The sequence below is a fragment of the Bradyrhizobium sp. LHD-71 genome (genome assembly GCF_031157255.1).
GTDB lineage: Bacteria > Pseudomonadota > Alphaproteobacteria > Rhizobiales > Xanthobacteraceae > P52-10.
The window spans coordinates 284,000-296,879 of sequence record NZ_JAVIFX010000004.1; the positions used below are offsets into that span (position 1 = coordinate 284,000).

Genomic DNA, 12,880 nt, shown 5'->3' on the forward strand with positions numbered 1-12,880 from the left:
GCGCAGATCGTGTCCGTCCGTCCGATAGCGAACGCAGATCGCGGCGATTTCCATCCGGCGAGTCGCGAGACTAAGCGGGAACGTAGGTCAACCTGATCACGTCCTCGCCAATCCGATCATGCGTCATGAGGCGGAGCCGCGGCCGGGGTCCGGCGAAATAGGGCTTGCCGTGACCAAGCACGACGGGGTGCAGATAGATTCGATACTCATCGATCAGGCCAAGTTCGGTGAGGCTGTGCGCCAGGTCCGGGCCGGCAACTTCGATCTCTCCGTCGCGCTCGGCCTTCAACTTGCGGATCGCGCCCTCAAGATCATCCTCAACAAGTCTGGCGTTGGCGCCGACTGACTTCAACGAGCGCGAGACAACCCATTTCGGCTGTCTCCGCCACGCCGCCGCGAAGGCGCGTTCGTCGGTACCCCATTCAGGATGATCGTCGTCCCAGTACCGCATGACCTCATACATTTGGCGACCGTACACACTGCCCGCCTGCCCCTGAGCCTCCTCGATGAAGTGGCGGAAGAGTGTGGGGTCTGGTGCAAACGCCATATGATCGACGTAGCCGTCCAGGGACAGGTTCATCCCGAACACGAGCTTAGCCATACCCGCTCCTTTCCTGAGACGGCACATCCGAGCGATTCTGATTGCACTATGCAATCGGTTCTAAGCTAGATCGACTGATTTTTTGTATCGCAATCGGTTTTTGAAGTTCGCAACAACGCTCACGCTCGGGCCGCCCGATCAATCGGACTCGCGAGGTGCTGGGGATATCGCTGAGGCACTTGTGTCGCTTAAGCCGCTGATGGAAGCTGGCAGCAAACGGCGAAATTTGGCGCGCCCGGAACGATTCGAACGTCCGACCCTCAGATTCGTAGTCTGATGCTCTATCCAGCTGAGCTACGGGCGCGTTTTCGCTCAATTTGGCCAAAGGAAGTGAGGCCACAGCGAGGTTTTCCGGCCGGTCCGGCCGGAAGCGGGCCATAGCTAACCGCTAAAGCCCCAATTGGCAAGGCGCTGTCGTCAGCAGCCGGACGGCGGCCACTTCTTCTTCACTTGGAACGGCGGCCCGACCTCCGGGCTCAAGCGCTGGCGCGCTCGTCGCGGGGGGCGTGCAATTCCACCGGCCGGTCCGGGATCTCGATCCGGAACGTCGCGCCGATATTGCTGTCGACCAGGCGGATCTGGCCGCCATGCGCGCGCACGAGCTCGGCGGCGATCGCAAGGCCGAGCCCGGTGCCGCCGCGCCGGGAGGAGCTCTGGAACGCTTCGAACAGATGCTCGCGCGCTTTCTGCGGGATGCCGGGGCCTGAATCCGATACTTCGACGATCGTCACGATGCCTTCGCGCTTGCCAACGATCCTGATCTGGCTGGCTGTCGTCTCGTCGGCCCCGCGCGTTTCCATCGCCTGCACCGCGTTGCGAGTGAGGTTGAGCAGGATACGGAACAGCTGATCCGGATCGGCGTCGATGGTGAGCCCGCGCTCCAGATGACTGACCCAGGCGATCGACGTGTCGCCGGCAAGGCCCAGCGACTCGCGGACCTCGTTGACGACAGGATCGAGCGGAATCCGCCGCCGGTCCGGCGCCGCCTCCTGTGCACGACCGTAGGACAGCGTCGACTGGCAGAACGCGATCGCGCGCTCCAGCGAGCGCACGAGTTTAGGCGCGAACCGCTGCACGCGCGGATCAGGCACGGTGGCAAGCTGATCGGAGATCAGCTGCGCGGAGGCGAGCAGGTTGCGCAGATCGTGGTTGATCTTCGACACGGCAAGGCCGAGCGCCGCGAGCCGGCTCCGCTGGTGCAGCATCGAGACGAGATCGCGCTGCATGTCGGACAACTCGCGCTCGACCTGGCCGATCTCGTCGCCGCGGTCCGACGGCGCGATGACCCGCGCCGGACTTTCCGGATCGGCGTGGTAGGCGACGAGATTGGCGGTCACGCGCCGCATCGGCCGCACGAACAGGTAATGCAGCGCGAGGTAGACCAGCGCGGCGGTGAGAATCGAGATCGCCAGCGAAAACAGCACCAGGTTGATCGAGAAGCGATACATCGCCTTGCGTAGCGGCTTCTCGTCGACCACAACGTCGATGTACTCGGCGCCGGCAGAGGTCGGGCCGATGATGCGGATGGCTCCATCGGCCTCAGTGAGCATCATCTCGAACGCCTGATAGATCGCGTTGCCCATCATCATCGTGCGCATGTCGATGTCGCGCTGGACACTGGCGGGCATGTCGGCGCTCGCCAGCAGACGACGCTGCTGTCCATGCTTGATCGCGACCGCACGCGCGCCGATGCTCGACAGGATCTGCCGCGCAAGCGAATCCGGCACCATGCTGTTCGGGGCTGCATCGAGCACCAGCGCCGCGGTGTTTGCCGCGGCGAGCCGGTCATTCAGCCGGTTCTGATAGAAGTTCGCGATCGACGGCACGTAGATCAGGATTTCCGCGATCATCACCAGCGGAATCGTCAACATCAGCAGCTTGCCGGACAGGCCGAGCCGCCGCCATGACAGAAATCCACGCCGCACCGGCGCGACATCCCCTTTGTTGTTCTCGCGCGAGAGTGACATTACGCCAACTCTCCCCCTGTTCCTTGCCGGTGTCTGAAGCGATTCGGGCCGACCCCTCGACCGGAAGCAGCGCCGCGATGACCGCATTCTCCCTCATATAGGTACGAACACCGGAATTTCCCGTTTCATTGCGATTTAGACATGAAAACTGTTGTTCGATTGACGACAACGGCCCTCTCCCTTATAAGCCGCGCGCAACTGTCCCGTGCTCGTCCGGCGTGGCCGCACTGGCTGACTTCGACCCGATTCGGGGCCGATTTTTGGCTGAAAACACAGGGACTTAATCCCACTTTCTAGGCTTTTTGCCCGGCCACCGGAGTACGACCGTGAAGCGGACTTTTCAACCCAGCAAACTGGTGCGCAAGCGCCGTCACGGTTTTCGTGCGCGTCTTGCGACCGCCGGCGGCCGCAAGGTTCTCGCTGCCCGACGTGCCCGCGGTCGCAAGCGCCTGAGCGCCTGACCCGAACAAGGCCCCTTTTCAGATGGAACGACTGAGGCAGCGGGCTGATTTCCTCGCCGCTGCCGCAGGTGCGCGCGTCGCGGTTCCCGCGTTTGTGGTCCAGGTCCGCAACCGCACCGATGCGGGACCGGCGCGCGTCGGCTTCACCGTTTCGAGGAAGGTCGGCTCGGCGGTGGAGCGCAATCGCGTGCGGCGGCGCCTGCGCGAGCTGGTCAAACGCAACGGTTCCCCTTTTATGCGGCCGCACTGCGATTATGTGCTTGTCGGGCGACGCGCAGCGCTTGGACGAAGCTTCGATACAATGCTCGATGACCTCAAATCCGCGCTGAAGCGGCTCGATGCGCAGCTCGCAAGGCGCACGACTGCCTCGGCAGGATAACCGGACAAGGCGATGAACGATCACCGCAACACTATCCTCGCCGTCATCCTTTCCGGCATGGTGCTAATCAGCTGGCAGTATTTCTTCGTCGCGCCGCAGATGGAGAGGCAACAGGCCGCCCAGAAGGCGCAGCAGCAGGCCCAGCAGACGCAAACACCTGGCGCACAGACGCCCGGTACGCCTGCGCCCGGCACGCCTGCGCCGCAGGCCGGCGGCACACCAGCTCCGGCAGCGCCCGACGGCGCTGCATCGGTCCCCGCTCCAGGGCAGCAGCCGCGCGCGGCGCTTCCCCTTACCCGCGATGCGGCGCTCGCCAGCTCGCCACGCGTGAAGATCGACACGCCGAGAGTCTCCGGAAGCATCGCGCTGAAGGGCGGCCGCGTCGACGACGTCTCGCTGACGCAGTATCGCGTCACGGTGGACCCGAAGTCGCCGGCGATCACTCTGTTCTCGCCATCCGGTGCGCCTAATCCCTATTACGCCGAGTTCGGCTGGATCGGCGCGAGCGGCGCGAACGTGAAGCTTCCGGATGCCTCGACCGACTGGAAGCAGGAAGGCACCAACGCGCTCACGGTCGCGACGCCGGTGACGCTCACCTATGACAATGGCGAGGGCTTGCTGTTCCGCCGCACCATTTCGATCGACGAGAACTACCTCTTCACGGTCAAGGACGACGTGAAGAACAACGGATCGGCGCCGATCACGCTCTACCCCTTTGCGCTGATCTCGCGCCATGGGACGCCCCATGTCGAAGGCTTCTACATCCTGCACGAAGGCATGATCGGCGTGCTCGGCGACAAGGGCCTGCAGGAATTCACCTATAAGAGCATCGACGAGAAGAAGTCGGAATCCTTCAAGGTCACCAACGGCTGGCTCGGCATCACCGATAAATACTGGGCGGCGACGCTGTTGCCGGATCCCTCACTCTCACTGCAGGCACGCTTCTCGTCGACGCCGTCCGGGCAATCGAAGACTTATCAGGCCGACTATCTGCTGGATGCTCAGACCATTGCGCCCGGCGCGAACGGGAGGGCCGAAGCGCGACTGTTTGCCGGCGCCAAGGAAACGCCGCTGATCGACGCCTACGACAAAAAGCTCCACCTCAACCGTTTCGAGCTGCTGATCGACTGGGGCTGGTTCTACTTCATCACCAAGCCGATGTTCTGGGCGATCGACTACCTGTTCCGTCTGGTCGGCAACTTCGGCGTCGCGATCCTGCTCGTCACGGTGCTGATCAAGCTGATCTTCTTCCCGCTCGCCAACAAGTCCTACGCGTCGATGGCGAAGATGAAGAACATCCAGCCGGAGATGATGGCGCTGCGCGAACGCTACCCGGACGACAAGCAGAAGCAGCAGCAGGAAATGATGGCGCTGTACAAGCGCGAGAAGATCAATCCGGTCGCCGGCTGTCTGCCGATCCTGATCCAGATTCCGGTGTTCTTCGCGCTCTACAAGGTGCTGTTCGTCACCATCGAGATGCGGCACGCGCCGTTCTTCGGCTGGATCAAGGACCTGTCGGCGCCTGATCCGACCAACATCTTCAACCTGTTCGGCTTGATTCCGTTTGATCCGACGACCGTCCCGATGTTCGGCCACTTCCTGGTGCTCGGCATCTGGCCGATCATCATGGGCATCACGATGTGGGTACAGATGAAGCTCAACCCTGCGCCGCCGGACCCGACGCAGAAGATGATCTTCGACTGGATGCCGTTGATCTTCACCTTCATGCTGGCGTCCTTCCCGGCCGGTCTCGTGATCTACTGGGCGTGGAACAACCTGCTGTCGGTGATCCAGCAAGGCATCATCATGAAGAAGAACGGCGCGAAGATCGAACTGTTCGACAACATCAAGTCGACGTTCGTTTCGAGCAAGGGCGACCAGACAGCGGATTCGTCCAAGCCTTCGGTCAAGCAGGACAATAAGCCTTCAGAGAAGGACAAGGCTGCCAAGTCGAAGGCCTGAGCGTCCATTCTCAGTCATAGCCGGGATTCTGCGTCATAGCCGGCCCAACGTTGGGTGCTGCATTCCATGCCGGCCGATCTCGCTGCCGACTTCATCGAACAGGGCCGCCGTGTCTTCGCAGGCGACTGGGAGTTCATCGCCGCTGCCGGCTCGCTGGACGCGTTGCCGCCTATGGCCGCCGGCCTCGAGATCGCCTTCGCCGGGCGCTCCAATGTCGGCAAGTCCAGCCTGATCAACGCTCTGACCGGCCGTAATGCGCTGGCGCGCACCTCGCACACGCCCGGCCGGACGCAGGAGCTGATCTTTTTCCAGGGGCCGGCGCAGGCGGGCCTGAGGCTGGTCGACATGCCCGGCTACGGCTACGCCTCGGCACCCAAAGCGAAAATCGCCGCCTGGACCGACCTGATCCATAGCTTCCTGCAAGGACGCGCCAATCTCGGCCGGGTCTATGTGCTGATCGACAGCCGTCATGGATTCAAGGACGTCGATCTGGACGTGCTGAAGACTTTCGATCGCGCCGCCGTCAGCTACCAGATCGTCCTGACCAAGGCCGACCAGGTGAAACAGGCCGAGCTCGAGCGCCGGATCGCTGAAACGACCGCAGCGCTCGCAAAGCACCCGGCCGCCTTCCCTGCCGTCGTCGCCACGTCATCCAGGACCGGCGCGGGCATGCCGGAATTGCGGGCCGCCGTAATGCAGCTCCTCGCCGAGCGAGGGTAGGCCCCAGTCGGCCTTGCATCTCCGGACGGTCCGATACGCTGACGGCCGCTTTGCGCTGCTACACATCATCGGTTAGAAGCGAAACGGAATTCGCCATGGAATCCGCCTTCATGACCGACGACATCAGCCCCCAGAATCAGGCCCGCATCCTCTCCGAAGCGCTGCCGCACATGCAGCGCTATGACGAGGAGACCATCGTCATCAAGTATGGCGGGCACGCCATGGGCGAAGAGGGTCTCGCCCGCCAGTTCGCCCGCGATATCGTGCTGCTCGAGCAGACGGCCATCAATCCGGTGGTGGTACATGGCGGCGGCCCGCAGATCGCGTCGATGCTGAAGCGGCTCGGCATCAAGTCGGAGTTCGCGCAAGGCCTGCGCATCACCGACGCGGCAACCATCGAGATCGTCGAGATGGTGCTAGCGGGATCGATCAACAAGCAGATCGTCGGCTACATCAACGAGGCAGGCGGCAAAGCCGTCGGCCTGTGCGGCAAGGACGGCAACATGGTGCTGGCCGAGAAGGCGACGCGCACCATGATCGATCCCGATTCCAACATCGAGAAGATCGTCGATCTCGGCTTTGTGGGCGAGCCGACCAAGGTCGATCTCACCCTGCTCAACCAATTGATCGGCTACGAACTCATACCGGTGCTGGCGCCACTCGCCGCCTCGACGACCAGCGAGACGTTCAACGTCAACGCCGACACCTTCGCCGGCGCCGTCGCCGGCGCGCTAAAGGCAAAACGGCTGCTGCTGCTCACCGATGTTCCCGGCGTGCTCGACAAGTCGAAGAAGCTCATTCCGGATCTGTCGGTAAAGGACGCGCGGCGGCTGATCGCCGACGGCACGATCTCCGGCGGCATGATTCCGAAGGTGGAGACCTGCATCTATGCGCTCGATCAGGGCGTCGAGGGCGTGGTCATCATCGACGGCAAGACACCGCATGCGGTGCTGCTCGAACTGTTCACCAATCACGGCATCGGCACGCTCATTCACAAGTGATCGCAGGGACGACGAGCATTCGCGCCGCCATCGCCGGGCGTCGTTTCCGCACCGGTCTCTCGTCCTGCATCGCCGCAGTTGTTTTCATCACAGCAGGCCCCGATCGCGCCGCTGCCGATCTGAAGCTCTGCAATCGTATGAGCTACGTGGTCGAGGCCGCTATCGGCATCGACGACAAAGGCGCGACGGCGACACGCGGCTGGTTCCGCATCGATCCGGCACAGTGCCGCGTCGTCGCGCAAGGCGACATCAGCGTGGACCGGCTGCTGCTGCATGCCCGCGCGCTCGCGGTCTATGGCGCGTCCCCTGTCGCCCAAAGCGGCTCCGACATGCTCTGCATCTCGCAGGCCAATTTCGTGATCGCCGCGGCCCGCGACTGCCGCAGCGGACAGACACCGGTGGCCTTCGCCGAGGTGAAGCCTTCGCAGAACGACGACGGCCACATGGTGGCCTATCTTGCCGAAGGCGCCGAGTATGACGATGAGCAGGCGCGGCTTGCGGCAATCCAGCGCCTGCTCGTGATCGCCGGCTATGACGCGGCGCCGATCGATGGCGTCGATGGACCGAAGACCCAGAACGCGCTGGCGAAGTTTCTGCGCGACCGCAACCTGGCCGCGGACGCGACCGTCGCACCGACTTTCTTCGAAACAATGATCGCCGCCGTGCAGATGCCTTCGACGCACGGCCTGACCTGGTGCAACGACACGCCGCATCGGGTGATGGCAGCAATCGGGGCCGACGACGGCAAGGCGATCACCACGCGCGGCTGGTATCGCATCGAACCCGGCAAGTGCCTGCATCCGGATATCGCAGGCCAGCCAAAGCGGATCTTCAGTTTTGTCGAGGCCGTCGACCCGGACGGGCGCGGCGTGCGCTTCTCCGGCAAGCCTCTGGTCTGGGGCGGGCCGACGACCCTCTGCACGCGTGACACCAAATTCGAGACCAATGAACAGGGCGACTGTGCGTCGCGCGGCTTCGCATCCACCGGCTTCGGCGAGATCGGCGCCGGCGGCGGCGAAGGCCGAACGCTGAGGTTGAAAATGCCATGAACCAAACATCCACGCGCCACTTTACGCATGTCGACACATGGGTCTTCGACCTCGACAACACGCTTTACCCGCGTCACATCAACCTGTGGCAGCAGGTCGATGTGCGGATCCGCGACTACGTCGCGCGGTTTCTCGCGCTGCCACCCGACGAAGCGTTCGCAGTCCAGAAGGAACTGTACAAGCGCTTTGGGACGACTATGCGCGGCATGATGACCGAGTATGGCATGGATGCTCACGATTACCTGCGCTATGTGCACGACATCGATCACTCGCCGCTCGAACCCGATCCGGCGCTTGGCGCGGCGATCGCCGAATTGCCCGGACGCAAGCTGATCCTCACCAACGGCACGCGCGAGCACGCGGCCGCAGTGCTCAACCGGCTCGAAATCAACCCGCATTTCGAGGACGTGTTCGGCATCATCGAGGCCGAGTTCGAGCCGAAGCCGTCGCGCCAGACCTACGAGCGGTTTTTCGCCCGCTTCGGCATCGATCCTTCGCGCGCAGCAATGTTTGAGGACCTCGCGCGCAATCTCGAGGTACCGCACCGTTCCGGAATGACGACGGTGCTGGTGACACCCCCGGCGGACAGCGCGGCGGGACGCCAGCCCTGGGAGATGGAGGGTCGCGACGCCCCGTTCGTCGATCACGTCACGGACGACCTGACGGGGTTTTTGGCCAGCATCATTCGCTAGTGTCGTGGATCAGAAATTCGCGCCATCGTTGCCGCGAGTCCATCGTGCGAATTTCTGATCCATAAACGACACTAGAATCATAAACTTGCTAGGGTCCTGATCGAATCCGAAGTTCGCTCTGAGCTCGCTACAAAGTACGGCGAACTTCGGATTCGGGACACTAGCCCGGCCGCTGCAGGCAAAACGACGCCGTTCTTTCGGCTATTCATTCAATGACGGCGCGGCTTGACTCTCCGCGCCTCGTTGCCGAAAAAGCCAAGGCTCCCGTCATGATCGAAGGAATCTCGATGTCCACCTCCGCTCTGGAATCCGCAGTCAACAACGCCTTCGAGGCGCGTGACGCCGTCTCGACCTCCACCAGGGGCGAAGTGCGCGATGCGGTCGATGCTGCGCTCGAACTGATGGACAAGGGCGAGGCGCGCGTGGCCGAACGGCACGCGGACGGCAAATGGACGGTGCATCAGTGGCTGAAGAAAGCGGTGCTGCTGTCGTTCCGCCTGAACGACATGGACGTGATCCCCGGCGGCCCCGGCCAGGCCACCTGGTGGGACAAGGTGCCGTCGAAGTTCGACGGCTGGGGAGCGAACCGCTTCCGCGACGCAGGCTTTCGCGCAGTACCGGGTGCGGTGGTGCGACGCTCGGCGTTCATCGCCCGCAACGTCGTGCTGATGCCCTCCTTCGTCAATCTCGGCGCCTATGTTGATGAAGGCACGATGGTCGACACCTGGTCGACGGTCGGCTCCTGCGCCCAGGTCGGCAAGCGCGTGCACATCTCAGGCGGCGTCGGCATCGGCGGCGTGCTGGAGCCGTTGCAGGCCGAACCTGTGATCATCGAGGACGACTGCTTCATCGGCGCGCGCTCCGAGGTCGCCGAAGGCGTGATCGTCCGCAAGGGCGCCGTGCTCGGCATGGGCGTGTTTCTCGGCCAGTCCACCAAGATTGTCGACCGGGCGACGGGCAAGATCTACATGGGCGAAGTGCCGGAATATTCGGTGGTGGTGCCCGGCGCCTTGCCCGGCAAGCCGCTGCCGGACGGCTCGCCTGGTCCGTCACTCTCCTGCGCGGTGATCGTCAAGACTGTGGACGAACGGACCCGTTCGAAGACCAGCATCAACGAATTGCTGCGGGACTGACGCAGCCACATCACGCATACTAAAGATGGCATGGCGTGCTGACATGTCGCTTGCCATTTACGCCGCCCACGGCGAGTCTGCCCCACTCATCCTATTTGGGGCAGACCATGGATTGGCAGTCACTCCTCTTCAGGTTCGACGGCCGGATCAACCGAGCGAAATACTGGCTCGTCGTGTTGATCACCTTCATCACGGCGATTGTCGCCATGACCATTGCCATCATTCTCACCGGCACGCTGGAGGGAGACACAGGTTTTCTGGCTGCCGTGGTCGTCTGTCTCGCTCTGATGGCATTTTGCATCTGGATCGGCGTGGCAACGGCCATCAAGCGACTGCACGACCGCGAAAAATCTGGTTGGTGGCTTTTGCTGTTCTATCTCGTGCCTAGCGTTCTCAACGGCGTCAGTTCGGTTACGGACAACCCGGGAGGCCTCCTACTCGCGGCCGTCGGTTTCGCCATCTCGCTATGGGGCTTTGTCGAGCTGGGTTGTCTCAAGGGAACGACGGGACCGAACGCATACGGGCCTGATCCGCTGCCTCCTGAAGCTGCGGCGTGACGGTCCACCGATCCTGTGAACAGCCCCCGCGTGCTCGGCGCGCGGCCGTTTTCCAGGCCGTCCCGTTCGCCTACTCTCAGACCAGGGAATCGCGCACGGGATGCAAACGATGGACATGGTCGAGAATCTGGCCGATCTCTTCCTGTCGTCAAAGGGACGGATCTCACGCAAGACTTTCTGGATCGGCGTCGGCGCACTGGTCGCCTGGAGCATTCTCGTCTTCATCGTGCTGTGGTCTGCTCTCGGCGCGAGCCTGGTCCAGACCTTCCTTGGTCGACTGGTCGGCTTCCCTTTCGAGCTCGCCACCATCTATTTCGGCTACAATCTTGCGGCGAAGCGCTTCAACGATCGTGCGCGACCACTGATTTGCGCGGCCGCCGGCGCCGGCGTCGCCGCCGTCAAGTCGCTGCTCGATCTGGTTCGAATCACCGGCGACCCGTTGACACAGACCTGGCTGGACGAGCTATTCATCCTTGCCGGCACCGGCATCGCGCTCTGGTATTTCCTCGAACTAGGCCTGATGCGCGGCACTGTCGGACCGAACGATCACGGCGAGGACCCGGAGCCGGAGAGGGCGTGAGGCAATCGCGGGAGGTCTGGCGCGACGCATTCGCGCCATGGTAAGCGAACCGGAATGACCAACAGCCTTTCCATCCTCCAGGACCTGGTCCGCTGCCCGTCCGTCACCCCTGCCGATGCCGGCGCGCTTGGCGTGCTGGAGCGCCTGCTCGGCGACGCGGGCTTCGAGCTGCATCGGGTAACGTTCTCCGAGCCAGGCGCTGCTGATATCGACAACCTTTATGCGCGGATCGGCACCGCGGCGCCGCACCTCGTGTTCGCAGGACATACCGATGTGGTTCCGCCCGGCGACGAAACGGCCTGGACGCTGGCGCCATTTGCCGGTGAGGTGAAGGACGGCCTGCTGTACGGCCGCGGCACGGTCGACATGAAGGGTGGCATCGCCTGCTCGGTTGCAGCCGTGCTCGACTATCTCGCCGCAAATGGCGGCAAGCCGAACGGCTCGATCTCTTTTCTCATCACCGGTGATGAGGAAGACGTCGCCGTCAATGGCACGATCAAGCTGTTGAAGTGGGCTGCCGAGCGCGGCGAGAAGTTCGATCACTGCATCCTGGGCGAACCGAGCAACGTCGAGGAGCTCGGCGACTGCATCAAGGTCGGCCGCCGCGGATCGCTCTCCGGCACGCTGATCGTCGACGGCACGCAGGGTCACGTCGCCTATCCGCATCGCACAGCCAATCCGCTGCCGGACATCGCCACCCTCATCACTGCGATCGACGCCGAGCCGCTCGACAACGGCAACGCGCATTTCCAGGCCTCGAACCTCGAGTTCGTGTCGATCGACGTCGGCAACAAGGCCTGGAACGTGATTCCGGCACAGGCCCGCGCGCGGTTCAACATCCGCTACAACGATCAGCACACGGAAGACTCACTGAAAGAGCTGGTCGAGGGGCGCGCCGCCAAGGCAGCCGGCAACCGCATCCGACAGCGCATCGAATGGGAGCCGTCCAATTCGAACGTGTTCATCACCAAGCCCGGACCGTTCACCGACCTCGTGGTCGAGGCGATCCAACAGGTGACCGGCCGCAAACCGGACCTCAACACCGGCGGCGGCACCTCCGATGCGCGCTTCATCTCGCGCTATTGCCCGGTGCTGGAGTTCGGCCTGGTCGGACAAACCATGCATCAGGTCGACGAGCGCGTCGCCGTCAACGATCTCGAACGGCTGACGAAGATTTATCGCGGCGTGCTGGATCGCTACTTCACATGACTGGCAGGGTACTGGTTCTCGCCGCGTTGAGGAACGAGCTCTCGCCAGCGCGCGCACCGAAAGGCGTCGACGTCATCTACACGGGTGTCGGCAAGGTCAACGCCGCAAGCATCACCACCGGCGCGCTTCTCGCGTCCCGGCCGTCACTGGTCGTCAATTACGGCACCGCCGGCGGCATTGCCGAAGGCTTGCACGGCCTGCTCGAGGTCGCCCGCGTCATTCAGCGCGACATGGTCGCCGAGCCGATCGCGCCGCGCGGCGTGACGCCTTTCTCCGACGATCCCCTGGCGCTGGAAACCGGCTTCGGCACGATCACCTGCGGGACCGGTGACAGCTTCGTCACTGCGGGGGACCCCTGGCTGGCCGCCAATGGTGTCCACGTAGTCGATATGGAATTGTTCGCGATCGCCCACGTCTGCCACAAGCACGCCGTCGACTGGCGCGCGTTCAAATTCATCAGCGATTTTGCCGACAGCAATGCCGCCGACCACTGGCAGGAAAATGTCGCGAAGGGCGAAGCGTTGTTCTGGGAGAAGCTGCGCGAGATTTTGTAACCGTCATTGCGAGCG

At 63.2% G+C, this 12,880-nt stretch carries 14 protein-coding genes and 1 tRNA gene; 12 read left to right on the top strand and 3 right to left on the bottom strand.

Translation table 11 applies throughout. The annotated features are described in order from the left end of the window. Window positions 1-70: 70 nt before the first annotated feature. From RCO31_RS05925 to RCO31_RS05935, 3 genes are all read right to left on the bottom strand, one after another. Window positions 71-601, bottom strand: a complete 531-nt coding sequence (locus tag RCO31_RS05925) for a dihydrofolate reductase family protein (RefSeq protein WP_308967311.1) — start codon at window positions 599-601, stop codon at window positions 71-73. A 227-nt stretch (window positions 602-828) separates the two neighbouring features. Then, a tRNA-Arg gene (locus tag RCO31_RS05930) sits at window positions 829-905 on the bottom strand. Window positions 906-1,077: 172 nt separating this feature from the next. Next, the gene (locus tag RCO31_RS05935; protein WP_308967408.1) at window positions 1,078-2,472 is read right to left on the bottom strand and encodes a HAMP domain-containing sensor histidine kinase; all 1,395 of its coding nucleotides are present in this window, start codon (window positions 2,470-2,472) and stop codon (window positions 1,078-1,080) included. A gap of 422 nt (window positions 2,473-2,894) precedes the next feature. Here RCO31_RS05935 and rpmH point away from each other — a divergent pair, with 422 nt between their 5' ends. The 12 genes from rpmH (at window position 2,895) to RCO31_RS05995 (ending at window position 12,865) form a co-directional block, all read left to right on the top strand. After that, a complete protein-coding gene (gene rpmH, locus RCO31_RS05940) occupies window positions 2,895-3,029 on the top strand; it encodes a 50S ribosomal protein L34 (protein ID WP_308967312.1) in 135 nt (44 codons plus the stop codon). Window positions 3,030-3,051: 22 nt separating this feature from the next. Next, window positions 3,052-3,408: a ribonuclease P protein component gene (rnpA, locus tag RCO31_RS05945; RefSeq protein WP_308967313.1), complete on the top strand. Its 357-nt coding sequence runs from the start codon at window positions 3,052-3,054 to the stop codon at window positions 3,406-3,408. A 12-nt stretch (window positions 3,409-3,420) separates the two neighbouring features. Next, window positions 3,421-5,370 carry a membrane protein insertase YidC gene (gene yidC / locus RCO31_RS05950; RefSeq protein WP_308967314.1) on the top strand — a complete coding sequence of 650 codons (1,950 nt, stop codon included), beginning with the start codon at window positions 3,421-3,423 and terminating at the stop codon, window positions 5,368-5,370. A gap of 66 nt (window positions 5,371-5,436) precedes the next feature. Beyond that, a complete protein-coding gene (gene yihA, locus RCO31_RS05955) occupies window positions 5,437-6,090 on the top strand; it encodes a ribosome biogenesis GTP-binding protein YihA/YsxC (protein WP_308967315.1) in 654 nt (217 codons plus the stop codon). 110 nt (window positions 6,091-6,200) lie between these two features. Continuing rightward, entirely contained in the window at window positions 6,201-7,091 is an 891-nt protein-coding gene (gene argB, locus RCO31_RS05960) for an acetylglutamate kinase (RefSeq protein WP_308967409.1), read from the top strand. Continuing rightward, on the top strand, window positions 7,088-8,140 hold the full coding sequence (locus tag RCO31_RS05965) for a DUF1036 domain-containing protein (protein WP_374991428.1): 1,053 nt from the start codon (window positions 7,088-7,090) through the stop codon (window positions 8,138-8,140). The genes argB and RCO31_RS05965 overlap by 4 nt, the downstream gene beginning before the upstream one ends. After that, entirely contained in the window at window positions 8,137-8,832 is a 696-nt protein-coding gene (locus RCO31_RS05970; protein WP_308967316.1) for a pyrimidine 5'-nucleotidase, read from the top strand. The genes RCO31_RS05965 and RCO31_RS05970 overlap by 4 nt, the downstream gene beginning before the upstream one ends. Window positions 8,833-9,119: 287 nt before the next feature. Then, window positions 9,120-9,965 carry a 2,3,4,5-tetrahydropyridine-2,6-dicarboxylate N-succinyltransferase gene (gene dapD, locus RCO31_RS05975; RefSeq protein ID WP_308967317.1) on the top strand — a complete coding sequence of 282 codons (846 nt, stop codon included), beginning with the start codon at window positions 9,120-9,122 and terminating at the stop codon, window positions 9,963-9,965. A 107-nt stretch (window positions 9,966-10,072) separates the two neighbouring features. After that, window positions 10,073-10,522, top strand: coding sequence for a DUF805 domain-containing protein (locus RCO31_RS05980; RefSeq protein ID WP_308967318.1), 450 nt, complete (start codon window positions 10,073-10,075; stop codon window positions 10,520-10,522). Between the two features lie 109 nt (window positions 10,523-10,631). Continuing rightward, window positions 10,632-11,102, top strand: a complete 471-nt coding sequence (locus tag RCO31_RS05985; protein ID WP_308967319.1) for a DUF805 domain-containing protein — start codon at window positions 10,632-10,634, stop codon at window positions 11,100-11,102. 54 nt (window positions 11,103-11,156) lie between these two features. After that, a complete protein-coding gene (gene dapE, locus RCO31_RS05990) occupies window positions 11,157-12,311 on the top strand; it encodes a succinyl-diaminopimelate desuccinylase (protein ID WP_308967320.1) in 1,155 nt (384 codons plus the stop codon). Further along, complete coding sequence (locus RCO31_RS05995) at window positions 12,308-12,865, top strand: 5'-methylthioadenosine nucleosidase (protein ID WP_308967321.1); 558 nt, start codon at window positions 12,308-12,310, stop codon at window positions 12,863-12,865. Before dapE ends, RCO31_RS05995 begins: the two co-directional genes overlap by 4 nt. The last annotated feature ends 15 nt before the right edge of the window (window positions 12,866-12,880 follow it).

Coding starts and splice junctions, on each gene's coding strand:
- yidC (WP_308967314.1), top strand. CDS start 3,421: ATGAACGATCACCGCAACACTATCCTCGCCGTCATCCTTTCCGGCATG.
- rnpA (WP_308967313.1), top strand. CDS start 3,052: ATGGAACGACTGAGGCAGCGGGCTGATTTCCTCGCCGCTGCCGCAGGT.
- RCO31_RS05985 (WP_308967319.1), top strand. CDS start 10,632: ATGGACATGGTCGAGAATCTGGCCGATCTCTTCCTGTCGTCAAAGGGA.
- RCO31_RS05935 (WP_308967408.1), bottom strand. CDS start 2,472: ATGTTGACGATTCCGCTGGTGATGATCGCGGAAATCCTGATCTACGTG.
- dapD (WP_308967317.1), top strand. CDS start 9,120: ATGTCCACCTCCGCTCTGGAATCCGCAGTCAACAACGCCTTCGAGGCG.
- RCO31_RS05970 (WP_308967316.1), top strand. CDS start 8,137: ATGAACCAAACATCCACGCGCCACTTTACGCATGTCGACACATGGGTC.
- RCO31_RS05980 (WP_308967318.1), top strand. CDS start 10,073: ATGGATTGGCAGTCACTCCTCTTCAGGTTCGACGGCCGGATCAACCGA.
- RCO31_RS05995 (WP_308967321.1), top strand. CDS start 12,308: ATGACTGGCAGGGTACTGGTTCTCGCCGCGTTGAGGAACGAGCTCTCG.
- yihA (WP_308967315.1), top strand. CDS start 5,437: ATGCCGGCCGATCTCGCTGCCGACTTCATCGAACAGGGCCGCCGTGTC.
- dapE (WP_308967320.1), top strand. CDS start 11,157: ATGACCAACAGCCTTTCCATCCTCCAGGACCTGGTCCGCTGCCCGTCC.
- argB (WP_308967409.1), top strand. CDS start 6,201: ATGACCGACGACATCAGCCCCCAGAATCAGGCCCGCATCCTCTCCGAA.
- RCO31_RS05925 (WP_308967311.1), bottom strand. CDS start 601: ATGGCTAAGCTCGTGTTCGGGATGAACCTGTCCCTGGACGGCTACGTC.